Consider the following 23923-nt stretch of genomic DNA (forward strand, 5'->3'; position numbering starts at 1 on the left):
GTCACACGGCGGACGGCGGCAACGGCAACGGCAGTCCGGGAAGCCCGTCCAGGCTCGTGGCGATGTGGTCCTTCTTGGCGAAGTACGCGCTCAGCGAGTCGTCGTCCTCGCGCGCGAACCGCTTGGCGTGCAGCTCCCGGTCACCGTCGTACGACATGTAGGGCACCGCGTAGCCGCAGGAGCCCCGGACCACGTCGGCCCTCACGACGACGATCGCCCGCAGGCCGTGCTGGGTCGGATCGATGTCCGGGAAGTGGGAGAGCAGATCCGCGAAGCGCGGGTCGTCCCGGAAGACGGGCTCACCGCGCCCGTGCACCCGCACGATGTTCGGCGGTCCCTGGAACGCGCACCACATCAGGGTGATCCGGCCGTTCTCCCGCAGATGCGCGATCGTCTCGGCGTTGGATCCGGCGAAGTCGAGGTAGGCCAGGGTGAGTTCGTCGAGGATGACGAACGAGCCGCGCAGGCCCTTGGGGGAGAGGTTGACCGTGCCGTCGCCGGAGAGAGGAGCGGTCGCGGTGAAGAAGAGGGGCTGCGCCTCGATGAAGGTGCGCAGCCGGCCGTCTATGCGTTCATAGGTCTTTCCCATGTCTAAGCATTATGGGTGCAGACCTTTCGCCTGTCTAAGGAACTCGGGCATCCACTTGCGTGGACATGCCCGTGGCCGCCCCGGCCGGCGCTCACACGGGGCGGCCACAGCGCCTGTCACGTCACTTGGTGAGCGTGCAGGCGGCCAGGGAGTCGAGGCCCTGAGGCTTGGCCGCGGTACGGCCGATGGAGATGGCGATGCGGTCGATGGTCGACTTCCGCTTGTCGGCCAGGGGGCCGAGGATGGCGTTGTTGACGAAGTTGGGTCCGCCCTGGCCGACGGTGTCGACGAGCCGCTTGTTGGCCTCGGCGATCTGCGTGTTGAGCAGGGCCAGGTTGCGGTCGACCTCGGCCTTGGCGGTGGCCGGGATCGCGGGCAGCTTCGAGGCCACGTCCGGGCACGAGATCGTGCCGGCGGCGGTCGCGGCACCTCCCCCGGCGTTGGCGTTGCCTCCACCGTTGGCGTTGCCCCCCGCGTTGGCATTGCCTCCGCCGTTGGCGTTGCCCGCGTTGGCGTTGCCGTTGCCCGTGTTGGCGTTTCCGCCCGCGTTGCCGGTGTTGTTGCCGGCCGCGCCGGCGCCGTTCAGCGTGCACGGCGCGAGCGCGTCCAGACCGGTCGGCTTGGCCGCCGTGCGGCCGATGGCCGTGGCGATGCGGTTGACCGTGGCCACGCGCTTGTCCTTCAGCGGGCCGAGGATGGCGTTGTTGACGAAGTTGGGTCCGCCCTGGCCGACGGTGTCGACGAGCCGCTTGTTGGCCTCGGCGATCTGCGTGTTGAGCAGGGCCAGGTTGCGGTCGACCTCGGCCTTGGCGGTGGCCGGGATCGCGGGCAGCTTCGAGGCCACGTCCGGGCAGCTGATCGTGCCGGGGGAGGCCAGCGTGCGGGCGGTGGCGTTGTTGCTGCTCTTGGAGGTCTCCCCGGCGAGGGCGGTACCGGCGACGATCGCCCCGGTCAGTGCCACGGCGGCGGCGCCACCGATGATCGCCACGCGGCGCTGGTTGTACTTCGGAAGAGCCCTGGACATGCGGATGCCTCACTCGGGGTCGGGAGTGGTCTTCTTGACAAACGCGGCGCCTGCGTTCGGCGAGGAATACGAGCAAGCGGTTTCCGGTGTTCAAAGGGGCCGCAAATTCTTCGACGAGCCGGAGACTGGGCGGTGTGCCGGGCTCGAATTGACGAATCATGCAGAGCTCTGCATAATCATGCATAAGGTTGAGCGCAGCGGTGAGGAGCAACGCAAGTGAGCAGCAACAGCGGTGACGTCCGGCTCTGGGGCGGTCGTTTCGCCGACGGTCCCGCCGAGGCCCTGGCCAAGCTGTCCGCGTCCGTCCACTTCGACTGGCGGCTCGCCCCCTACGACATCGCCGGTTCGCGTGCCCACGCGCGCGTGCTGCACAAGGCGGGCCTGCTGAGCGAGGACGAGCTCCAGCGCATGCTCGCCGGACTCGACCAGCTGGAGGCCGACGTGGCCGACGGCTCCTTCGTGGGCACCATCGCCGACGAGGACTGCCACACCGCCCTGGAGCGGGGCCTGCTGGAGCGCGTCGGCCCCGACCTCGGCGGCAAGCTCCGCGCCGGCCGCTCCCGCAACGACCAGATCGCCACCCTCTTCCGCATGTACCTGCGGGACCACGCCCGGATCATCGGCGGCCTCATCGCCGAGCTCCAGGACGCGCTGGTCGGTCTGGCGGAGGCCCACCCGGACGTGGCGATGCCCGGCCGCACCCATCTCCAGCACGCCCAGCCGGTCCTGTTCGCGCACCACGTCCTGGCCCACGTCCAGTCCCTGTCCCGGGACGCGGAGCGGCTGCGCCAGTGGGACGAGCGCACGGCGGTCTCGCCGTACGGCTCGGGTGCCCTGGCCGGCTCCTCCCTGGGCCTGGACCCGGAGGCGGTCGCCAAGGACCTCGGCTTCGAGCACGGCTCGGTCGGCAACTCCATCGACGGCACGGCCTCCCGTGACTTCGTCGCCGAGTTCGCCTTCATCACCGCGATGATCGGCGTGAACCTCTCCCGGATCGCCGAGGAGGTCATCATCTGGAACACGAAGGAGTTCTCCTTCGTGACCCTGCACGACGCGTTCTCCACGGGCTCGTCGATCATGCCCCAGAAGAAGAACCCGGACATCGCGGAGCTGGCCCGGGGCAAGTCCGGCCGCATGATCGGCAACCTGACGGGGCTCATGGCCACCCTCAAGGCGCTCCCCCTCGCCTACAACCGCGACCTCCAGGAGGACAAGGAGCCGGTCTTCGACTCCTGCGACCAGCTGGAGGTCCTGCTCCCCGCCTTCACCGGCATGATGGCCACCCTCACGGTCAACCGCGAGCGCATGGAGGAACTGGCCCCGGCCGGCTTCTCCCTCGCCACCGACATCGCCGAGTGGCTGGTCAAGCAGGGCGTCCCGTTCCGTGTCGCCCACGAGGTCGCCGGCGAGTGCGTCAAGGCCGCCGAGGCCGAGGGCAAGGAACTGAACGACCTGACGGACGACCAGTTCGCCAAGATCAGCGCCCACCTGACCCCCGAGGTCCGCACGGTCCTCAACGTCCCGGGCGCCCTGGCATCGAGGAGCGGCAGGGGCGGCACGGCCCCGAGTGCGGTGGCGGTCCAGCTGGCAGAAGTGAAGAAGGACCTGGCAGCTCAACACCGGTGGGCAGAACGAGGTTAGGGGCGGGGGGCTGTATCGATGTGCGGCTCCGCCGCGTGGGCGCGACCAGCCACAACGGACCCGCACCCGCCAAACCGCCACGCAGCCCACCCCCTGAGGCGAAAGGGCATCCCGAGCTACGTTGTCGGCATGCCCTTCGCCCGCCTCGCCACAGCGACCACCGCCACCTGCCACATCGGACTGGGCCTCGCCGCAGTCGCCCGACCCGGCTATATCAACCTCGGCCGAGATCATGACCTCGGTCTCGCGGAAACCCGCACGGTCGACGCCCTGCGAGCCCGCACCCACGAACTCCTCGACGCCGCCTACGCCCAAGGCGTCCGCTACTTCGACGTGGCCCGCTCCTACGGCCGCTCGGAGGAGTTCCTCGCAGCCTGGCTCAAGAGCAACCCCGGCCGAAACGACGTGGTCATCGGTAGCAAGTGGGGCTACACCTACACGGCCGACTGGACCACGACCGCCGAGAAGCACGAGGTCAAGGACCACAGCGTCCAGACGTACGACCGCCAGCGCGCCGAGACCGCGGAACTCCTGGGCGACCGCCTCGACCTCTACCAGATCCACTCGGTGACCCCGGACAGCCCCGCCCTCACCGACAAGGAACTCCACGCGAGGCTCGCGGAAGCGGCGGCCCAGGGCACCACCATCGGCTTCTCGACCAGCGGCCCCACCCAGGCCGACGCCATCCGCGCCGCACTGGACGTGACGGTCGACGGCGCCCCCCTCTTCCGTACGGTCCAGTCGACCTACAACGCCCTGGAGACTTCGGCGGCCCCCGCCCTCGCCGAGGCCCACGACGCCGGCCTCACGGTGATCGTCAAGGAGGGCATGGCCAACGGCAGGCTCGCCGCACCGCACGCGCCGGACGCCCTGAAGGCCGTAGCGGAGGAGACGTCTCTCGGCTGCGACGCGGTGGCCCTCGCGCTGGTCCTCAGGCAGCCCTGGGTCGGAGTGGTCCTGTCCGGAGCCGCCACGACCAGCCAGCTCGCCTCCAACCTCCATGCCGCCGTGGTCGACCTGGACGACGAGCAGCTGGCCCGCCTCGGGGAACTGGTGGAGGAGCCGCAGGCCTACTGGCAGCGGCGCGGGCAGCTGCCCTGGCACTGAGAAAGGCCCCGCTCGACAGCCGTAGGTGAGACTCCCGTACCTCTCATGAGACAAGAATGTCTCATGAGAGGTATTGTTGTCTCATGGCTGTCGATCGTGACCACGTGCTGCGCAGCGCCGCGGCCCTGCTGACCCGTAAATCCACCGCGACCATGGACGAGGTCGCCAGGGCCGCGGGGATCAGCCGGGCCACGCTGCACCGCCACTTCGCGGGTCGGGACGCGCTCGTCCGGGCGCTGGAGGAGCACGGCATCGCCGGGTGCGAGGCGGCGCTCGACGCCGCCCGCCTGGACGAGGGGTCCGCGAGCGAGGCCGTACGCAGGCTCGTGCGGGAGATCGAGCCCGTCGCCGGACTGCTGGCCTTCCTCTACGGCGAGAACGAACTGTGGGAGGACGGCGGAGGCGATGCCTGGTCGCGATTGGACCTCCGGATCGCCTCGGTGTTCGTGCGCGGCCAGCAGAACGGCGAGTTCCGTATCGACCTCGGCCCGGCCTGGCTCACCGAGGCGCTCTACGGCCTGGTCGCCTCGTGCGCCTGGGCCACCCAGGCGGGCCGGGTCGCCCCCAAGGACTTCACCCACATGATCACCGAGCTGCTGCTCGGTGGCGCACTACGGAGAGAGGAATCATGACCAGCACCCTGCGGCCGGCGACCACGACCGAGGCGGTGAAGCGGCCGGGCCGTTGGCTCGCGCTGTCCGTCCTGGTGCTCGCCGTGCTGCTGGTGGCCGTCGACGCGACCGTCCTCGGTCTCGCGACCCCCTACATCAGCGAGGACCTCGAGCCGACCGGCACGCAGCTCCTGTGGATCGGTGACGTCTACTCCTTCGTCATCGCGGGCCTCCTGGTCTCGATGGGCAGCCTCGGCGACCGCATCGGCCGCAAGCGGATCCTGCTGCTCGGCGCGACGGCGTTCGGCGCGATATCGGTCCTCAACGCCTATGCGACGACACCGGAGTTGATGATCCTGGCGCGGGCCCTGCTCGGCGTCGCCGGCGCGACCCTGATGCCCGCCACCCTGGCCCTGATCCGCAACATCTTCCCCGACCCGCGCGAACGCAGCCTCGCCGTCGGCATCTGGGGCGCGACCGCCTCCGCCGGTACCGCCGTCGGTCCCATCGTCGGAGGCTTCCTCCTCGAACACTTCTGGTGGGGCTCGGTCTTCCTGATCAACCTGCCGGTGATGGCGGTCCTGGTCCTCGTCGGCATCAAGCTGCTCCCGGAGTCCCGCAACCCGAACCCGGGCCCCTGGGACATGACCAGCGTCGCCCTGTCCCTGGTCGGCATGATCGCCGTGGTCTACGCGGTCAAGGAGGCCGCGTCGCACGGCGTCACCTGGGAGCCGCTCGCCGCGGGCCTCCTGGGCGCGGCGGCCCTCTACGCCTTCGTGCGCCGCCAGTTGACCCTCCCGACCCCTCTCCTCGACATGCGCCTCTTCCGCAACCGCGGCTTCAGCGGCGCCGTCCTGGCCGACCTGCTGACCATCCTCGGCCTCTCCGGTCTGGTCTTCTTCCTCTCCCAGTACCTGCAACTGGTCCAGGACAGGCCCCCGTTGGAGGCGGGCCTGGCCGAACTCCCGGCGGCGGTGGGGGCGGTGGCGGCGGGTCTGGTCGCGGGTACGGTCGCCCGCCGCTACTCGGTACGCGCGGTGGTCTCGGGCGGCCTGGCGGCCATCGGCCTGGCCCTGGCGTCCCTGACCGTGCTCGACCAGTCCACGGGCTACCCGGTACTGGGCGCGGCCCTGCTGGTGGTAGGCGTCGGCGCGGGCTTCTCGTTCACGGTGACGTCCGACGTCATCCTGTCGAGCGTCCCGAAGGAACAGGCGGGCGCCGCGTCCGCCGTATCGGAAACGGCGTACGAACTCGGCGCGGCCCTGGGCATCGCGGTACTGGGCTCGATCGTGACCGGCGTGTACCGGGATTTCTCGGCCCCGACAGGAACTCCGTCAGGCGCGCACGAGTCCCTGGGCGGCGCAGTGGAAGCGGCGACGCAGATGTCACCGGACACGGCACAGTCGATGCTCTCGTCGGCCCGAGAAGCTTTCGTGGACGGCCTCACCATCGCCGCGGGCACGGGAGCGGCGGTCCTGCTGATCACGGCGGTGGCCGCGTGGTTCCTGCTGCGTGGCCAGCGACTGGAGGACCACCGGCACGACGTCACCGGCTGAGCCAGCCTCCCGTGTGGAAGCTGAACCGGGTGACCAACGGACACCAGTGGGCGTAGGCTCCCGTGACGACGGGGGCCGCACCCGAACCCAGGATGCCGTCCAACTCGGCCGCGAGGTTCCGGCAGGCCTCCGTGACCTCGGGCCCGTCCCCCTCCACGGCGGCCGTCCGGATCACTTCGCGGACGTCCTGTCCGGGGTCGGCCTCGTAGACGGCGGTGAGCACGGAACGGGCCGCCTCCGGTGCTCCGACCACGACGGCCAGCAGGATCTGCACGGCCTTGAAATCCCGGAGCAGGAAATCGTCCAAGTCCGCAGCGGGTACGCCGATCCTGGTGAGCCGGTAGAGGTTGACCAGCTTCTTCGCCGCCCGCGGGGTGGGCACGAGCATGGCGAGGGAGGACAGGAACGCGATCTCGTCCGCGTGGAGCCGCAGGGTGTCGGGCCCCAGATCCCGGACGTCGGGCACGGCCACGGAAGGGCGTGAGTGCTGCCCGCCGACCTGGGTGTCCACGCTCTGTGCGGCGTCGGTGGCCTCGGCCCGCGCGGTCATCTCCGGCTTCGCCGGGCCCAGAAGGGAGCGGAGGTACCGGGTGGTGGCACCGGGAGTGGGGCGGGTGACCACGAAGGGAATCTGGAAGATCTTGTCGAGATAGTCGAGGGGCGAACCGGCAGCGTCCTCCGCCGAACCCGGCGCACCGAACAACTCCCGGTAGTGCGCCCGCAGCGCGGAGAGCAACCAGCGGGCGTCGACCGCGACCACCACGACGAACAACTCCAGGGCTAGCATGAGATGGACGGCTGCCAGCACCTCGACCACTCGCTCAGGAGGGCAGCGGTCGAGGTCGTCGATGTACAGGATGATGCGCTGCAACGGCGGTGTCGTGGCGGCCGGTTGAGGCACCCGGTTCCTGAACTCCGCGTGCGCCTCGGTGAGATCGGACTCCAGCTGCTCGAGATCGCGGCGGACCTGGCTGAGCAGACTGCGGTACGGCAGATAGGCCGGGTCCGGCCCGGCGGCCCGCTGCTCCAGGAACACGGAGAGCCGTACCGCGGCGTCCATCTGGGCCAGCCGGTCCGTGAGGGTGGCGACCCGCCGGCCGGCCTCCTTGAGGTCCTGGTCGAGCCGGTGGCCCGCGCCCCGCGTGACGCTCCGCAGCCGCCGGTGCAGCCCGGTCACGCGCTGCCACAGTGGTCGTACCGAGGCGCCCAGTCCCACCGCCACGGGCAGCAGAGCCAGGAGTCGGTCGCCCGCCCACCACCACAGTGCGAGTGATCCGACGATGACCACGGCCCAGGCGGCCAGCAGCCACTTCCCGCTCCACAACGCCTTTCCCAGGGTCACCGCCTCGGTGCGCAGCAGGCGCAGGGACTGCCGGGGTGAGCCCAGTCCGGCCAGCCGGCCCGGGGGAGTGTCCTCCTCCGTGGCGTCCTTGGCGGCCTGCAGTCGGTCGGCTTCCGCCTTCGCCTCCTCCAGTTGTCGGCTCAGCCGCCTGCTGCGGGCACCGACGTCCGGCGGCTCCTCCGTGTCCGGAGCGTGGGCCAATTCCCTGAACAGGTGGTCGACCAGGCCGGTCCACAGGTGTTCCTCGGCGTAGTGCCAGGCATTGAACCGCACCTGACGCACGTTCACCGCGAACGCCGATCTCAACTCCGGCTGCCGACGGGCACGTTCGGTGAGACCGTCGACCTGGGCCCACATCTGGTCCATCGTGCTCGACTTCCCGACGCCCCACTCCCCGAGCAGCGCGATGGCCAGCGGCGGCTCCGTGTCGAGCGCGACGCACAGGGTGGCGAGCATGTCGACGTCACCCTCGTTCCCGAGCAGATCCACCACGCTGGGCCGATCGCTCCCGAGCCCGGCGAGGGGCCGGGTGGCGTCGGGGAAGCGGAACCAGGTCCGCGGCGGAGGGACGGACGTACCGCGCTGCCGGTCGAGGTGGTACGCGTCGTGGAGGGCCCAGAGCTCACGCAGGCGGTCGGCGTCGGCGGGGTCGTCGGTGTCCTGGAGGGCGGAGAGGGGGAGGACGAGCCGGACGAGCTCGCCGGATTCCCTGCGGCTCGTGCCGACGGCCACGCCACACACTCCCGCACCAACAGGGTCCACCACTGGACCGCCGGAGATACCGGGCCTGATCTTGTCCCCTGTGAGGCGCCACAGTGACCCCTGCGTCCCCTGGTAGGAGAATGTGCCGTTCCACAGCTGAGGCCTGTCCGGGGCGTCTCCTACGAAGCCGTAGACCCACAACTGGTCGCCGGGCACGGGACGGCGGTCGGAGAGCCGTACGCAGGGGTGTTCGAAGGAGTCCACGAGCCGGAGAAGGGCCAGATCGAGCCCATTGTTCACATGCGAGGACAGCAACCACACGACACTCGCCTCGGATTCGCCGTCACGATGCCGGACGCCGATTGTGTCGTTGGTGGTGCCCGCGACCACGTGGGCTGCTGTGAGCACCAGTCCGGGTGCCACAAAGAATCCGCTACCCCGTGGATTCGGTGCCCCCACGGAGTAGATCTCCACCACCGAGGCCCGGACCAACCCGTCCAGATCCAGCGCACCGTCCGCCACGCATCCCACCCCCGTAAAAAGAGCCGTACGCACCCTCGCAGGTACGCACGGCCCGGGAAACCCGTAGGGTCAGGCAGCCTTCGCCTTGGTCGCGTACATGTCCACGTACTCCTGCCCGGACAGCCGCATGACCTCGGTCATCACCGAGTCCGTCACGGCCCGCAGCACATACCGGTCCCGGTCCATGCCGTCGTACCGGGAGAACTCCATCGCCTCACCGAACCGAACGGTCACCCGCCCGGGCCGCGGCATCCCCGCCCCGCCCGGCTGCAACTTGTCCGTGCCGATCATCGCGAAGGGCACGACGGGCGCGCCCGTCATCAGGGTCAGCCGGGCGATCCCGGTACGGCCCCGGTACAGCCGCCCGTCGGGCGACCGCGTCCCCTCGGGGTAGATCCCGAAGACCTTCCCCTCCTCCAGGACGCGCCGCCCGGTCATCAGCGCGGCGACCCCGCCGCGACCACCGTCGCGGTCCACGGGGATCATGCCGACGCCGGTGAAGAACCAGGCCATGAGCCGGCCCTTGAGGGACTTGCCGGTGACGTACTCGTCCTTGCCGATGAAGAACACCTGCCGGTCGCAGACCAGCGGAAGGATCATCGAGTCGATGAAGGTGAGGTGGTTGCCGGCGAGGATGACCGGACCGTCACCCGGAATGTGCTCCGCGCCCTCCACCTGTGGGCGGAACATCAGGCGCATGATCGGTCCGAGCACTGCCTTGATGAGCACGAAGCGGGACAACGGGCCCTCCGGTGTCAAGAGAACGGCCAGGGAAACTGTATGAGTCTGTGCAGGTGAGGACATTACTCGCGGCTCGGGGGATCGTGCACATCGAGCACCCCGGGTTCACCGAGGTCTTACGCGTTGTTGACGCTCGTTTACCTGCGGCGAGGTCCCGTTGCCTCCCGGAAACCCGGACGGAACGATGTGACGGAGGTCGCCCCGACGGACGCATACCCCCGCTCCCCACGGTGAAGCCGACGAGTCATCAGACATCTGTTCCCATACGACATCCCACGTCACCCGCGTGTTCCGCCGCAGGTCTCCCGTCCGTCATGGACACGCACCTACGATCGGCCCGCAGCGAAGAGGCGACGGCAGGAGGGGTCCACATGGGATCGCAGGACGAGCACACGGACGGCACCGGACGACGGGCGCTTCTCGGAGCCGCGATGCTCGGCGCCGGGGGAGCGGTCCTGGGTCTCTCGGGCACGGCGAGAGCGGCGACCGCGGGATCCGCCGGGCACGGCAAGGGCGGTGGGCTGAAGAGCCTGCCGGTGCCGACGGTCATCGGCCACCGGGGTGCCAGCGGCTACCGCCCCGAGCACACCTTCGGCTCCTACCAGCTCGCCCTCGACCTGGGCGCCGACATCGTCGAGGCCGGCGACCTCGTCCCCACCAAGGACGGCCACCTGGTCTGCCGCCACGAGCCGGAGATCGGCGGCACGACCGACGTCGCCGACCGCAAGGAGTTCGCCGACCGCAAGAGGACCAAGCTCCTCGACGGCGTCTCCACCACCGGCTGGTTCACCGAGGACTTCACGCTCGCCGAGCTCAAGACGCTCCGTGCCATCGAGCGCATCCCGGCCAACCGCCCGCACAACACCCTCTACAACGGCCGCTGGGAGATCCCCACCTTCGAGGAAGTCCTGAAGTGGCAGGACGAACAGACCCGCAAGCGCGGCAAGCAGGTCTGGATCTACCCCGAGACCAAGCACCCCACCTACTTCCGCAAGCTGGGCCTCGGCCTGGAGGAGCGGGTCGCCAAGCTCCTGCACAAGCACGGCAAGGACCGGCGCAACTCCCCGGTCATCCTGCAGTCCTTCGAGCCGACCAGCATCCAGCGCCTCAACAAGCTCGTCGACAACCCGCTGGTCGTGCTGCTCTCCGCGGCGAACACCCGCCCCTGGGACTTCGTCGAGACCGGCGATCCGCGCACGGTGGCCGACCTGATCACCCCCAAGGGCCTCAGGGAGATCGCCGGCTACGCCCAGGGCATCGGCCCGACCCTGGACCTCGTCATCACGAAGAAGGCGGACGGCAGCCTCGACAAGGAGACCACCCTGGTCGCCGACGCCCACAAGGTGGGGCTGATCCTGCACCCCTACACCATGCGCAACGAGAACCCCTTCCTGCCGGCCGAGTACCGCAAGGGCACCGACGCGGACGCCTACGGAGACGCCTTCGGCGCCTTCAAGAGGTACTTCGCCACCGGCATCGACGGCGTCTTCACCGACAACGCCGACACCGGCGTCCTCGCCCGCCAGGACTTCGTCAACGGCTGAGCCACCGGCCCCCCGATGGGGGTGACTTACGGCCGCCCGGGCAACCCACGGCCCGGGCGGCCGTGTCGTACCGCATATGACGCACCACTTGGTCACCACCCTGCGCCCGCTGCTCACCGCCGAGGCGTCCGCGGAGGCACATGCCACCGGTACGGAACCGGGCGACCTGGAGCAGGCGGTCTGGGTCCGCCTCCTGGAGCACCTGGAGACCCAGGGCCCGCCCCACGACCCGCCCGGCTGGCTGCGCCGGGCCGTCCGCTCCGAGTCCCGCCGCAGCCGCCGTACGACCCGCCTCGAACGGCCCTACGACACCGAGCCCGTGGCCGACGACGCCCCCACCCCCGAGCAGCTCACCCTCGCCGCGGCCCGCCGCAGGGCCGTCCACGACGCGGTCCGCCGGCTGCCCGGCCGCTGCCCCTCTCTCCTGGCCGCCCTCCTCTCCCCGAAGGACCTCACGTACCGGGAGATCGCGGGGGAGTTGGGTATCTCACAGGGCAGTCTCGGTCCGGAACGTTCCAGATGCCTGGGATGTCTTCGCAGATTGCTCACACCGGAGGTTGCGACGCGCCGGGGGCGGGGATAGGAGTGGGGGACAACAGGCGATCAGGTGAGCGGGAGGCGTGCGCACATGGGCATGAGCGTGACCATCTCTGCGGCGGCCGAGCAGGACGCGGAGCAGATCTTCAGGCTGCAGTACCTGTGCTTCCAGAGTGAGGCGGCGCTGTACGGCAACTACCGCATCGATCCGCTCGTCCAGACCCTGGACTCGGTCCGCGCGGAGGTGGTCTCGGACTGCGTCTTCGTGGCCCGCCTGGGCGATGAAGTGGTCGGCTCGGTCCGCGGCCGGGTCACCGAGGACGGCTCGGCGGCCATCGGCAAGCTCTGCGTCCACCCCCGCCTCCAGGGCCACGGCATCGGCGCGAGGCTCCTCCGGGCGGCGGAGGCGGCCCTGTCCGAGGAGCGGGGCGCCACCAGCTTCCGCCTCCACACGGGCCACCGCAGCGAGGGCAACCTCCGCCTCTACCGCAAGGTCGGCTACCAGACGGTGGGCACGTCGGAGGGTGAGGACGGGGTCCCGATGATCGTCCTGGAGAAGCCGGCGGGGACGTACGCAGCCACGGCTTGATCACCCACCCAGGGGCGCGGGGCTGTGTCGATATGCGGCTCCGCCGCGTGGGCGCGACCAGCCACGACGGACCGGATGCCGCCGAGCAAACCTCAGGCGGCATCCCCCTTGGGCGCACCCTTCCGCAACCAGTAAATGGCGGAAAGCGGCAGCAGCACGGGAATGAACAAGTACCCCATCCCGAAGTCCGACCACACGGTCGCATCCGGGAACGCGGACGGCTCGATCAGAGTCCACGTGCCAACGGTCAGCACTCCCACCAACTCGGCGCCACAGCACGCGAGTGCCACCTTGCGAGCTGTCTCTCCGCCCCGGACCAGCGTGTACGTGATGAACCCGTAGACGACACCGGCGACCGCGGACAGCGAATACGCCAGCGGCGCCCGGTCGAACTCGGTGGAGATCTGGTACGCCGACCTCGACACGGCGCCCACGACCATCACGCCGTACAGCCACACCAACAGCGTCCCCGGCCCACTGATCAACCGTCGGCTCACGTCAACTTCCCCAGATGTCATAGAGCCGCACCTCCAGAACGGCCAGCACCACCCCGCCGGCGGCAACCGTCACCGACCCCCACCGCGTCCGCTCCGCCAGCGACATGAACCCCGCCGCCGGCACACACGCGAACGCCCCCAGCAGATACGCGACGAAGATCGTCGTACCCTGCTCCGGCTTCTCGCCCCGCGCCAGCTGCACGATCCCGATCACCAGCTGGACCAGCGCCAGCACCGACACCACGGCCATCCCGATGAAGTGCCAGTCCTTGGTCGGCTGATCTCGGTACGCGGCCCAACCGCACCAGGCGGCCAGCAGCAGCGCGGCGACGCCGGTCACCAGCGTCAGGGCATCAAACATGCGGCGAGCCTATTACGGCCCAAAAGGCCTGATGCGGCCGCCCCCGCCCGGCACCGTAGGGTCGAGGCCATGAAGATCCACGCCGAAGCCCTCCTGTTCGACAACGACGGAACGCTCGTCTCCTCCCTGGAATCCGTCCACCGCTGCTGGACCCGCTGGGCCGAGGAGTTCGGCATCACCCCGGAGGCCTTCGCCCAGGTCGAACTGCACGGCCGCCCGGCCGTCGAGATAGCCGCTGAGCTGCTGCCCGCCGACGTCGTGCCGGCCGCCCTCGCGCGGATCGAGCAGCTGGAGGTGGAGGACGTGCCCAACGGCGGAGTCCATCTGCTCCCCGGGACCAGGGACCTCCTCGACTCCCTGCCCGCGCACCGCTGGGCCGTCGTCACCTCCGCCACCCGCCGGCTCGCCGAGGCCCGGCTCGAAGCCGTCGGCATCCTCCCCAAGACGATGATCGCGGCCGACGACGTCACCCGCGGCAAGCCCGACCCCGAGCCCTACCTGCTCGCCGCCAAGGAACTCGGCGTGGACCCGGCCCGCTGTGTCGTCTTCGAGGACGCTCCCGCGGGACTGCGGGCCGGCCGTGCCGCCGGGATGACCACCGTGGCGTTGACCACAACCCACGCGTCCCACGAGCTGGACGCCGATCTCGTGGTCGAGAACCTGTCGGGCCTGTCCGCACTGGTCACCCCTGACGGTGTGGAGATCGCCCCGCGCCCCTGACCCTGTCCGCCGCTGTCCAGCATATGGACAGCGGCACTTTGTCAGGACCGTACTTCTGCTTTACTGATCGCATGACCACGACGAGCTGCCGCACCCTTGCGACCGAGGCGACCCTGACGCCCGGTGCTCGTTGTATGTGTCGAATGCGCGCCTGTTAGAGGGCCCCCGCACCACCCCTGTGAGCCTCGCGCCCCGAAGCGAGCCGCCCCGGCACGTCCGTACGCCGTGACATCCCGTACGTGACCCCTGTGCCCGCGCACGACTTCCTCCCGTTCCAGGGCACACCCACGCCCTGCGCTACTCGACAGTGATGGAAACCCAGTGATCACGACATCAGGCCTCACGAAGGTCTACCGCTCGCGCGGCCGTGAGGTCACCGCCCTGGACGGCGTCGACCTCCATGTCCGCGAAGGCGAGGTGTACGGCGTCATCGGCCAGTCCGGCGCCGGCAAGTCCTCGCTCATCCGCTGCGTCAACCTGCTGGAGCGCCCCACCGCCGGCACCGTGACCGTCGACGGACAGGACCTCACCGCCCTCGCCGGCCGCGGACCGCGCGCGGGCAGGGAGCTGCGGCAGGCGCGCAGCCGTATCGGCATGGTCTTCCAGCACTTCAACCTGCTGTCCACCCGGACCGTCCAGGACAACGTCGAGCTGCCGCTCGAGATCCTCGGCAAGTCCGGCAAGGAGCGCTCCCGCAAGGCACTCGAACTGCTGGACCTCGTCGGACTCGCCGACAAGGCGGGCGTCTACCCGGCCCAGCTCTCCGGCGGCCAGAAGCAGCGCGTCGGCATCGCCCGCGCCCTGGCCGGCGACCCCAAGGTCCTGCTGTCCGACGAGGCCACCAGCGCCCTCGACCCCGAGACGACCCGCTCGATCCTCCAGCTGCTGCGCGACCTCAACCGCCAACTCGGGCTCACCGTGCTGCTCATCACCCACGAGATGGACGTCGTGAAGTCGATCTGCGACTCGGCCGCCCTGATGGAGCACGGGCGGATCGTCGAGTCGGGGACGGTGAGCGAGCTGCTCGCCACCCCCGGCTCCGAACTCGCCTCCGCGCTCTTCCCCGTCGGCGGCGAGGCCACCGGCGAGGACCGGACCGTCCTCGACGTCACCTTCCAGGGCGAGGCGGCCACCCAGCCCGTCATCTCGCAGCTGTCCCGCACCTACAACATCGACATCTCGATCCTCGGCGCGGCCATCGACACCGTCGGCGGCCTCCAGGTCGGCCGGATGCGCATCGAACTGCCCGGCCGCTACGAGGACAACGTCGTACCGGTCGGCTTCCTGCGCGAGCAGGGCCTCCAGATCGACGTCGTCGGTGAGCCGCAGCTGGTGAAGGAAGGTGCCAAGTGACCTGGTCCGAGATGCAGCCCCTGCTGGAGCAGGCGTGTTGGGACACCCTCTACATGGTGGGCTGGTCCACGGTCATCGCCGTCGTGGGCGGCCTCCCGCTCGGCGTCCTCCTCGTCCTCACCGACCGGGGCGGGCTCCTCCAGAACGTCGTCGCCAACAAGGTCATCGGGCAGGTCGTGAACGTGGCCCGCTCGATGCCGTTCATCATCCTGATGGTCGCGCTGATGGGCTTCACCCGCTCGATCACCGGCACGACCATCGGCCGCGAGGCCGCCATCGTGCCGCTCGCCATCGGCGCCATCCCGTTCTTCGCGCGCCTCGTCGAGACGGCTGTCCGCGAAGTGGACGGCGGGCTGGTCGAGGCCGTGCAGTCGATGGGTGGCAACACCTGGACCATCGTCCGCAAGGTCCTCGTCCCGGAGGCGCTGCCCTCGTTGATCGCCAGCACCACGACCACCGTCGTGGCGTTGATCGGCTACTCCGCGATGGCGGGCACGGTCGGCGCCGGCGGCCTCGGCGACATCGCCATCCGCTACGGCTACCAGCGCTTCGAGACCCAGCTCATGTGGATCACCGTCGCGATCCTCGCCGTCGTCATCTCCCTCATCCAGTTCGCCGGCGACTACGCGGCCCGCTCGCTGTACGGCCGCGGCGGCCGCTCCGGCCCGGCGCCGAAGCTGCGGCTGCTGAAGGCCTCCACGGCGGACACGAAGACCGTCTGAGCCACCCCTGTTCTTCCCGTGCACCCCATCACGGGATCGCTGCACCCAAAAGGAAAGGCACTTTTCGTGCGTAACACCGTAAAGCTCACCACCGCCGTCCTCGCCGCCGGAGCCCTCGGCCTCGGGCTCAGCGCCTGCGGTTCGTCCGACTCGGGCTCCGCCTCGGACGCCGGCGGACCCCTGGTCGTCGCCGCGAGCCCGACCCCGCACGCCGAGATCCTCAACTACGTCAAGGAGAACCTGGCGAAGAAGGCGGGCCTCGACCTGGAGGTCAAGGAGTTCACCGACTACGTGACCCCCAACACGGCCACCGAGGACGGCTCGGTCGACGCCAACTACTTCCAGAACCAGCCGTACCTCGACGACTTCAACAAGAAGCGCGGCACCCACATCGCGCCCGTCGTCACGGTCCACCTGGAGCCGCTCGGCCTCTACTCCCACAAGGTCAAGAGCGCCGACGCCCTCAAGAGCGGTGCGACGGTCGCCGTCCCCAACGACAGCGTGAACGAGGCGCGTGCCCTCAAGCTGCTCGCCGCGAACGGCCTGATCACCCTCAAGGACGGCGTGGGCAACGAGGCGACCCCCTCCGACATCACCAAGAACCCGAAGAACCTCAAGTTCAAGGAGCTGGAGGCGGCCCAGACCCCGCGCTCCCTCGACGACGTCGACGCCGCGGTCGTCAACGGCAACTACGCCATCGAGGCCGACCTCAAGCCCGCCAAGGACGCCCTCGTCCTGGAGTCCGCCGACAACAACCCCTACGGCAACTTCCTCGCGGTGAAGGAAGGCAACGAGAACGACCCGCGCGTGAAGAAGCTCGCCAAGCTGCTCACCTCCGCCGAGGTCAAGAAGTTCATCCAGGACAAGTACGCCGGATCCGTCATCGCGTCCTTCTGATCGCCGTAGCGCCTGATCGCCGTAGAGCTACCGGCGCGTATACGACGTATCGCCACGCACGGGGTCCACATGCTCACCATGTGTGGGCCCCGTGATGCGGTTCGGTGCTTTCATGCTGCATGCTGGGCAGTTCAGCAGGCTCTGAGGTTTTCCCACGGTTACGGAGTGGCGCATGACTGGCACCTTCCCCAACATCTCCATCAGCACGGAGCGGTTGGTGCTGCGCCCCCTCGACGAGGACGACGTGCCCGCCCTGGCCGAGATGATGAACGACGAGCAGGTCGGGGCGTGGACCGACGTCCCCCAGCCCTACACCGAGGACCAGGCGCGTGGCTGGATCACCCGGTACGCGCCGGGCGAGCGGGAGGCCGGCCGCGGACTCGACCTGGCCGTCACCGAGTTCCTCACCCAGCGCCTGGTCGGGATCGTCCAGCTCGCCAGGACCGACTGGCACATCCGCTCCACCGAGCTGTCGTACATCGTCGCCCCCTGGGCCCGCGGCGAGGGCTACGCCTCCGAGGCCGCGCTCGCCACCGCCCAGTGGCTGTTCACCGACCAGAAGTTCGAGCGGATCGAGCTGCGCACCGCGGCCGACAACACCGCCTCCCAGCAGGTCGCCCAGAAGATCGGCTGTATCAGCGAGGGTGTCCTGCGCAACGCCTGCATAGCGCACGTCCGCGCCGAGGACGGCACCTGGAGCGACGTCCGCACCGACTTCATCGTGTGGAGCCTGCTGCCCGAGGACCTCGACGGCGCGGGCGAGCAGATGGCCGACGCGGACGGCTTCACGCCCTACTCGGACTGGAACTGACCGACTTCGGCGAAAACGCTTCCCCGTCCGACCGGGTACCCTCCCGACGACCACCTGCGCACACTCCTGGAGACTGAGACACGATGGCCGACCGGGTCACGGTGATCGGCTGGGACGGCTCGCCGCTGACCGCCGCGGCACGCTCCGCCCTCGGCGCCGCCACCCTGGTGGCGGGCGCCGCCCACCATCTGGCACTTCCCGAGGTGCCGCCCACCGCCGAACGCATTCGCCTCGGCAGCGTCGCCCTCGCCGCCCGCCGCATCACCGGCCACCGCGGCACCGCCGTCGTGCTCGCGGACGGCGACCCCGGGTTCTTCGGCGTCGTACGGACCCTGCGCGCACCCGAGTTCGGCCTGGAGGTCGAGGTCGTCCCCGGTGTCTCCTCGGTCGCCGCCGCCTTCGCCCGCGCCGGAATGCCCTGGGACGACGCCCAAGTGGTCGTCGCACACCGGCGCACCCTGCGACGCGCCGTGAACGTGTGCCGGGCCCACACCAAGGTGGCCGTCCTCACCTCACCCGGCGCCGGCCCCGCCGAACTCGGCCTGCTGATGGAGGGCGTCCACCGCACCTTCGTCATCTGCGAGGAACTCGGAACCGACCGCGAACAGGTCACCGTCGTCACCTCCGACAAGGCAGCCGACCACACCTGGCGCGACCCCAACCTCGTCATCGTCATCGGCGGCACCGCGGCCACGACGGAGAGCGGCGGATGGATCGCCGGCCGCGACCCGGCCGCCGCCCCGCGCGGCTGGACGCTGCCCGCCGAGTCCTACGGCGGCCTCATGGGCGAAGGCGAACTGGAACCGCTCCGCGCGGCCCAACTCGCCCGGCTCGGACCGCGCGTCGGCGACCTCGTGTGGGACATCGGCTGCGGCAGCGGCGCCTTCGCCACCGAGGCCGCCCGGGCCGGGGCCGCCGTCATCGCCGTCGACCGCGACCTGAGGGCCTGCGAGCGCACCGAGGCCAACGCCCGCGCCTTCGGACTCCAGGTGCAGATCGTCCCCGGCACCGCCCCGCACGTCCTGGAGAACCTCCCCGAACCGGACGTCGTCCGGGTCGGCGGCGGGGGAGTGGCCGTGGTCTCCGCGGTCGCCGACCGCCGCCCGCAGCGCATCGTCGCCCACGCGGCCACCCGCGACGAGGCCGAACTCGTCGGCCGGGACCTCACCGAACACGGCTACCGCGTCGAGTGCGCCCTCCTCCAGTCCGTCGAACTCGACACCAGGGCCTGGACGGAGACGGAACGGAGTGTCGCGTTCCTGCTCAGCGGGGTTCTTCCGGACCGTACGGTCTGACCCGGTTCGCCGTCCCCGTGATCCTGTTGTCGTACTGCGCGCGGTAGGCTGGCCGACCGTTGTACCGCACCCGGTGGACCGGCATTCGTTCGTCAATGTCCGGAAAGCGCGCCCGTTTTGGGGTGGGTGTGGTACGGCACAACCGGAGGACGCGCAACGTGGCGCAGTCCACAGCGGGTCGTCGCGGATCAAGCTGTCGCGACGGGGGAACGGCCGGGACAATGCCAGTTAATGGCTTTGTCGTCTTTCTCGGCAGGCCGTTCGTGCCGCTGGGCACGCACGCTCGTTCTTCACTGCGGGGGCGGTCGGTGCGCCGTCCCCGGTGAGCTGGTCGTAGAAGCACTAACCGATGGGCGAGGGGTACGCATGACCGACACCGGCCAGGTTCCGGGCGAGGGACTGCCGGAGAACGCAGGCATGGTGGAACAGCCGGGCGTCCCGGGTGCGTACACCTACCTCTCCGAGACCCCCGCCGAGGACGAAGACCTGTTGCTGCCGGGCGCCCAGAGCCCCTGGGGCAACGAGGTCGCTCCGCCGCTGCCGGAGCCGGTCGTCGAGACCGTCCACGAACCGGGACCGCACGAGATGGCCGGCCGCGACAGCGGGGCGCACGACCTGAGCGCCGTCCGCACACCCCGGCCGCAGGCCCCCTCGGTGCCGATCCCGCCCATCACCCCCCGTCGGCCGCTGCACCTCGGCCCGCCGATCCCCGACTCCTCCGCGAGCCCAGTTCGCTCCCTCGCCGACCGCGGCCCGGCAGGCGCCCCTGTACGGCAGCCGGTCGCGGCCGGTCCCGAGTACCTCGAAGCGTCGCAGCCCCAGGGCGCGGTGCCGTGGGGCGCGCCGGGTGCCGTCCAGACGCCGGTGAGCACGGTGGCCCCGGCTGCCGAAACGGTTGTTCCGGCTCCGAGCCCGGCTCCCGAGCCGGTGGGCGCGGCCCAGGCGGCGGTGGCCCGGCTGGCGTCCGAGGCGGAGGCGGGCGGGTACGCGCTGCCGCAGGAGGCTCCGGCGGCCGCCGTACCGGAGACCGCGCACGAGGAGTCGCCGGCCGCTGAGACGGCCGCGGCAGCCGACCTCCGCCCCGACGAGCCGCAGGCCGTGAGCGCCGACGCGGCTCCGGTCCTGGGCGAGAAGCCGGGCGCGGGTCTGCCGGCCGAGGGTGACCTGCCCGGCGGAAGCCAGAGCGGGGAGGGCGAGTCCGCGCCCGTCGCCGGGGCCGAGGAGTTCCTCCCGGACGGCGGTCAGCCCGGTGCGGACCCGGCTGCGGCCGGTGAGTTCGGGGCCGAGGCGCAGGTTCCGGACGGCGGCTCCAGCGAGGACGCCGTTCAGGACGTGGCGGAGGCCGGTGAAGGCGCACAGGCGCCGGGTGCGGGAGCGGCGGACAGCGCCGCCGGTGCCCAGTCGGTGCCGGTGGTCGAGGGCGAGCAGGTCGGCGAGGCCGCCGAGCCCGCGCACGTACTCGCGCCTGAAGCCGTCGTGCCCGACGGGCAGGCTGCCGAGGCCGAGTCGGCCACGGGCGGACCGGAGGCGGCGTCCGAAACCGCCCCGGAGGCTGCCCCCCTTCCGGAGACCGTCGCTGCTCCGGAGACCGACGCCGTGCCGGAGACTGCCGCCGCCGCGGAGGCCGGCGTTACCCCGGAGGCCGTCGCGCTGCCGGAAGCGGGGGCCGGTGCCCAGCCGGAAACCATTCCTGTTCCGGAAGTTCCGGAAGTTCCGGAAGCGAGTGCCCTACTGGACGCCGCCGCTTCGGAGGCTGTCCCTGTCGAGGGCGTGGCCGTTCCTTCGGTGGCCGACGCCGCCCAGGACGGTGGCGCCGCACCGGAAACCGTCCCCGCGCAGAGCGCCGACGGGGCCCAGCAGGCCGTCGCCAGTCCGGAGGCGGACGCTCCCCAGGAAGCCGTCCCGGCACCGGAGGCAGGTGTTCCGGAGGCAGTCGGCCCGGAGACGGTCGCTCCGGAAACCGCGCCCCCCGCCCAGGAGGCCGCCCCCGTGATCACCCCGGACGCCTCCGAGGCCGTACCCCTCCAGGAGCCCGCCGACACCGAGAACTCCCCGCAGTCGACGGAGACCCCCGCCCTCGCCGGGGCCGCTCCCGCCGCCGAGCAGCCCGAGCCCCCTGTCGCCGCCGAACCGCTCCTTGCCGAGGCGGCCCCGGAGCACCTCCAGGAGCCGGCCCGGGCAGGTCACGTCGAGGAACCCCTCGCCCCTGCGCCGGACTTCACCCAGCCCGTCCCCCCGCAGGGCCCCGCCGTCGAGCCGGCCACCGCTCCCGTCCAGGACGCGCCGCAGGCCGTCGTGGCGGACGCGGCCGACACCGAAGTACCGCTGACCGACGCGGCGGCCCCGGCCCCTGCCCCCGCGGACGAGGCCCCGCTCCCCGCGGCCCCGGAGAGCCCCGTTCAGGCGCCGCAGGGCCCGCAGCCCGCCCCCCAGCCGCTCGCGGCCGAAGTCGCCGACGCGCAGCCCCAGTTCGCGGTGCCCGGTACCGCCCAGGCCCACGGGGTCCTGCCCAGCGTGGTGCCCATGGAGCCCCAACCGGGGCAGCCGCTCGGGGAGTTCGTGCCGGTGGACGGTTCGGTGCCCACCACCCCGCACCTCGCGCCGACCCCGCCCCAGCCGGTGCCGCTCCCGGCCCCGCGTGAGGCGGACGGCGACGCCGAACTCGTACAGCAGGCCGACGACTTGGACACCAGGGCGGCCGATCAGGAAGACCAAGAAGCACCGGAAGAAGTGAGCACGGCCCCCGTGGCAGAAGCACGACAGTCCACGGGCCCCGCCGCGCCCGCCTACGACGACGCCGAGCGCGAGGCCGTGCTCAAGGTCATGCGGGAGCGCCGGGACATCCGCAACGGCTTCCGTAGCGATCCCATTCCGCACGAGGTGCTGCTCCGGGTCCTGGAGGCCGCCCACACCGCGCCCTCGGTGGGGCACTCGCAGCCCTGGGACTTCGTCGTCATCCGCTCCGCCGAGACGCGCGGCGCGATGCACGAACTGGCCCAGCGCCAGCGCGACGCGTACGCCAAGTCGCTGCCCAAGGGCCGGGCCAAGCAGTTCAAGGAACTGAAGATCGAGGCCATCCTCGACACCCCGGTGAACATCGTCGTCACCGCCGACCCGACCCGCGGCGGCCGCCACACCCTCGGCCGGCACACCCAGCCGCAGATGGCCCCCTACTCCGCCGCGCTCGCCGTCGAGAACCTCTGGCTCGCGGCCCGCGCCGAGGGCCTCGGCGTCGGCTGGGTCAGCTTCTTCGACGAGCGCGAGATGGTCCGCGCCCTCGGCCTGCCCGAACACCTCGAGGTCATCGCCTACCTGTGCGTCGGGTACGTCGACGAGTTCCCGGACGAGCCCGAGCTGATGCAGGCCGGCTGGTCCAAGCGCCGCCCGCTGTCGTGGGTCGTGCACGAGGAGACGTACGGCCGCCGCGCCCTGCCCGGCGAGGAGCCGCACGACCTGCTCGGCGAGACCGTCGCCCAGATCCGCCCGCTGGACGCCAAGGCGCTCGGCGAGGCCTGGGAGCGGCAGAAGCGGATGACCAAGCCGGCCGGCGCGCTCGGCATGCTGGAGATCATCTCCGCCCAGCTGTCCGGGCTGTCCCGCCAGTGCCCGCCGCCGATCCCGGAGCCCGCGGCCGTCGCGATCTTCGCCGGCGACCACGGTGTGCACGCCCAGGGCGTCACCCCCTGGCCGCAGGAGGTGACGGCCCAGATGGTCGCCAACTTCCTCGGCGGCGGCGCGGTCTGCAACGCCTTCGCCGGCCAGGTGGGCGCCGAGGTCTGTGTCGTGGACGTCGGTGTCGCGGCCGAACTCCCGGCCACGCCCGGGCTGTTGCCCCGCAAGATCCGGGCCGGCACGTCCGACATGACCACCGGTCCCGCGATGACCCGCGAGGAGGCCAAGCAGGCCATCGAGGTCGGCATCGAGACGGCCCGCGACCTGGTCGCGGCCGGCAACAAGGCCCTGCTCACCGGTGAGATGGGCATCGCGAACACCACCGCGTCCGCCGCCCTGATCTCCGTCTTCACGGGCACCGACCCCGCCGAGGTCACCGGGCGCGGCACCGGCATCAACGACGAGACGCTGGCCCGCAAGACCGAGGTCGTCCGGCGCGCGATCGAACTCCACCAGCCGGACCCCGCCGACCCGATCGGCGTCCTGGCGGCCATCGGCGGCTTCGAACACGCGGCGATGGTCGGCCTGTTGCTGGGCGGAGCCTCGCTGCGCACCCCGGTCATCCTCGACGGCGTCAGCGCGGGCGCCGCCGCCCTGGTCGCCCGCGCGATCGCCCCCGAGGTCCTCGCGGCCTGCATCGCGGGCCACCGCAGCGCGGAACCCGGCCACGTGGCCGCCCTCAACAAGCTCGGCCTGCGCCCCCTGGTCGACCTCGACCTCCGCCTGGGCGAGGGCACGGGCGCACTCCTGGCCCTGCCCCTGGTCCAGAGCACGGCGAGGGCGATGCACGAGGTGGCGACGTTCGACTCGGCGGGGGTCACCGAGAAGTAGGCGTGAGGAGGGGGACGCGGGGGCGGTGTCCACGCGTCCCCCCTCGCATGTGGGTCAGCGGACCGTGTCCCCGCACCCCTTCCTCGCCGTGGGTCCGGGGATCGTGTCCCCGCGCCCCTTCCCCTGCCGTGGGTCCGTGGGCAGTCGTCCCGCAGGGCGGGACGGGTGGGCACGGACCCACGCACCCGCACCCGGCGACGACGCCCAGCCACCGGACACCTGAGCCGCCTCATCCCGCCACCCCGTAAAATCCGCACGT

At 71.0% G+C, this 23923-nt stretch carries 20 protein-coding genes; 14 read left to right on the top strand and 6 right to left on the bottom strand.

The window, feature by feature from the left end; all coding sequences use genetic code 11:
• Nucleotide 1 precedes the first annotated feature (1 nt).
• Complete coding sequence (locus OHN19_RS35480) at nucleotides 2–589, bottom strand: pyridoxamine 5'-phosphate oxidase family protein (protein WP_330268116.1); 588 nt, start codon at nucleotides 587–589, stop codon at nucleotides 2–4.
• Nucleotides 590–710: 121 nt separating this feature from the next.
• On the bottom strand, nucleotides 711–1613 hold the full coding sequence (locus tag OHN19_RS35485; protein WP_330268117.1) for a hypothetical protein: 903 nt from the start codon (nucleotides 1611–1613) through the stop codon (nucleotides 711–713).
• Nucleotides 1614–1829: 216 nt separating this feature from the next.
• Between OHN19_RS35485 and argH the strand changes: the two genes are divergently transcribed.
• From argH to OHN19_RS35505, 4 genes are all read left to right on the top strand, one after another.
• Nucleotides 1830–3254: an argininosuccinate lyase gene (gene argH / locus OHN19_RS35490; protein WP_330268118.1), complete on the top strand. Its 1425-nt coding sequence runs from the start codon at nucleotides 1830–1832 to the stop codon at nucleotides 3252–3254.
• 129 nt (nucleotides 3255–3383) lie between these two features.
• Nucleotides 3384–4361, top strand: coding sequence for an aldo/keto reductase (locus OHN19_RS35495; RefSeq protein ID WP_330268119.1), 978 nt, complete (start codon nucleotides 3384–3386; stop codon nucleotides 4359–4361).
• An 83-nt stretch (nucleotides 4362–4444) separates the two neighbouring features.
• Nucleotides 4445–4993, top strand: coding sequence for a helix-turn-helix domain-containing protein (locus tag OHN19_RS35500; protein WP_330268120.1), 549 nt, complete (start codon nucleotides 4445–4447; stop codon nucleotides 4991–4993).
• On the top strand, nucleotides 4990–6528 hold the full coding sequence (locus OHN19_RS35505) for an MFS transporter (protein WP_330268121.1): 1539 nt from the start codon (nucleotides 4990–4992) through the stop codon (nucleotides 6526–6528). The genes OHN19_RS35500 and OHN19_RS35505 overlap by 4 nt, the downstream gene beginning before the upstream one ends.
• Here the strand turns inward: OHN19_RS35505 and OHN19_RS35510 are convergent.
• Both OHN19_RS35510 and OHN19_RS35515 read right to left on the bottom strand, forming a co-directional pair.
• Complete coding sequence (locus OHN19_RS35510; RefSeq protein WP_330268122.1) at nucleotides 6518–9127, bottom strand: P-loop NTPase fold protein; 2610 nt, start codon at nucleotides 9125–9127, stop codon at nucleotides 6518–6520. The genes OHN19_RS35505 and OHN19_RS35510 overlap by 11 nt on opposite strands.
• 36 nt (nucleotides 9128–9163) lie before the next feature.
• On the bottom strand, nucleotides 9164–9835 hold the full coding sequence (locus OHN19_RS35515) for a lysophospholipid acyltransferase family protein (protein WP_123759578.1): 672 nt from the start codon (nucleotides 9833–9835) through the stop codon (nucleotides 9164–9166).
• Between the two features lie 371 nt (nucleotides 9836–10206).
• On the opposite strand from OHN19_RS35515, the gene OHN19_RS35520 reads away from it, so the two are divergent.
• The 3 genes from OHN19_RS35520 to OHN19_RS35530 all read left to right on the top strand — a co-directional run bounded on the left by OHN19_RS35520 (nucleotide 10207) and on the right by OHN19_RS35530 (nucleotide 12505).
• Nucleotides 10207–11379 (top strand): glycerophosphodiester phosphodiesterase, encoded by a 1173-nt coding sequence (locus OHN19_RS35520; RefSeq protein ID WP_330268123.1) that lies wholly within the window; start codon nucleotides 10207–10209, stop codon nucleotides 11377–11379.
• A 76-nt stretch (nucleotides 11380–11455) separates the two neighbouring features.
• On the top strand, nucleotides 11456–11962 hold the full coding sequence (locus tag OHN19_RS35525) for a sigma-70 family RNA polymerase sigma factor (RefSeq protein WP_330268124.1): 507 nt from the start codon (nucleotides 11456–11458) through the stop codon (nucleotides 11960–11962).
• Nucleotides 11963–12007: 45 nt separating this feature from the next.
• Nucleotides 12008–12505: a GNAT family N-acetyltransferase gene (locus OHN19_RS35530; protein WP_330268125.1), complete on the top strand. Its 498-nt coding sequence runs from the start codon at nucleotides 12008–12010 to the stop codon at nucleotides 12503–12505.
• Between the two features lie 92 nt (nucleotides 12506–12597).
• On the opposite strand, the gene OHN19_RS35535 is transcribed toward OHN19_RS35530, so the two are convergent.
• Together OHN19_RS35535 and OHN19_RS35540 are read right to left on the bottom strand one after the other, a co-directional pair.
• Nucleotides 12598–13023, bottom strand: a complete 426-nt coding sequence (locus OHN19_RS35535) for a hypothetical protein (RefSeq protein WP_330268126.1) — start codon at nucleotides 13021–13023, stop codon at nucleotides 12598–12600.
• Complete coding sequence (locus OHN19_RS35540; protein WP_330268127.1) at nucleotides 13004–13363, bottom strand: hypothetical protein; 360 nt, start codon at nucleotides 13361–13363, stop codon at nucleotides 13004–13006. Before OHN19_RS35540 ends, OHN19_RS35535 begins: the two co-directional genes overlap by 20 nt.
• A gap of 69 nt (nucleotides 13364–13432) precedes the next feature.
• On the opposite strand from OHN19_RS35540, the gene OHN19_RS35545 reads away from it, so the two are divergent.
• The 7 genes from OHN19_RS35545 (at nucleotide 13433) to cobT (ending at nucleotide 23664) form a co-directional block, all read left to right on the top strand.
• Nucleotides 13433–14083 (top strand): HAD family hydrolase, encoded by a 651-nt coding sequence (locus tag OHN19_RS35545; RefSeq protein WP_330268128.1) that lies wholly within the window; start codon nucleotides 13433–13435, stop codon nucleotides 14081–14083.
• A 321-nt stretch (nucleotides 14084–14404) separates the two neighbouring features.
• Nucleotides 14405–15436, top strand: a complete 1032-nt coding sequence (locus OHN19_RS35550) for a methionine ABC transporter ATP-binding protein (RefSeq protein ID WP_330268129.1) — start codon at nucleotides 14405–14407, stop codon at nucleotides 15434–15436.
• Nucleotides 15433–16158 carry a methionine ABC transporter permease gene (locus OHN19_RS35555; protein WP_123759570.1) on the top strand — a complete coding sequence of 242 codons (726 nt, stop codon included), beginning with the start codon at nucleotides 15433–15435 and terminating at the stop codon, nucleotides 16156–16158. The genes OHN19_RS35550 and OHN19_RS35555 overlap by 4 nt, the downstream gene beginning before the upstream one ends.
• 66 nt (nucleotides 16159–16224) lie before the next feature.
• A complete protein-coding gene (locus OHN19_RS35560; protein ID WP_330268130.1) occupies nucleotides 16225–17055 on the top strand; it encodes a MetQ/NlpA family ABC transporter substrate-binding protein in 831 nt (276 codons plus the stop codon).
• Nucleotides 17056–17227: 172 nt separating this feature from the next.
• Nucleotides 17228–17866: a GNAT family N-acetyltransferase gene (locus OHN19_RS35565; RefSeq protein ID WP_330268131.1), complete on the top strand. Its 639-nt coding sequence runs from the start codon at nucleotides 17228–17230 to the stop codon at nucleotides 17864–17866.
• An 83-nt stretch (nucleotides 17867–17949) separates the two neighbouring features.
• Nucleotides 17950–19161 (top strand): precorrin-6y C5,15-methyltransferase (decarboxylating) subunit CbiE, encoded by a 1212-nt coding sequence (gene cbiE / locus OHN19_RS35570; protein ID WP_330268132.1) that lies wholly within the window; start codon nucleotides 17950–17952, stop codon nucleotides 19159–19161.
• Between the two features lie 366 nt (nucleotides 19162–19527).
• Entirely contained in the window at nucleotides 19528–23664 is a 4137-nt protein-coding gene (cobT, locus tag OHN19_RS35575; RefSeq protein ID WP_330268133.1) for a nicotinate-nucleotide--dimethylbenzimidazole phosphoribosyltransferase, read from the top strand.
• The last annotated feature ends 259 nt before the right edge of the window (nucleotides 23665–23923 follow it).

The organism is Streptomyces griseorubiginosus (assembly GCF_036345115.1).
Taxonomy (GTDB): Bacteria; Actinomycetota; Actinomycetes; order Streptomycetales; family Streptomycetaceae; genus Streptomyces; species Streptomyces griseorubiginosus_C.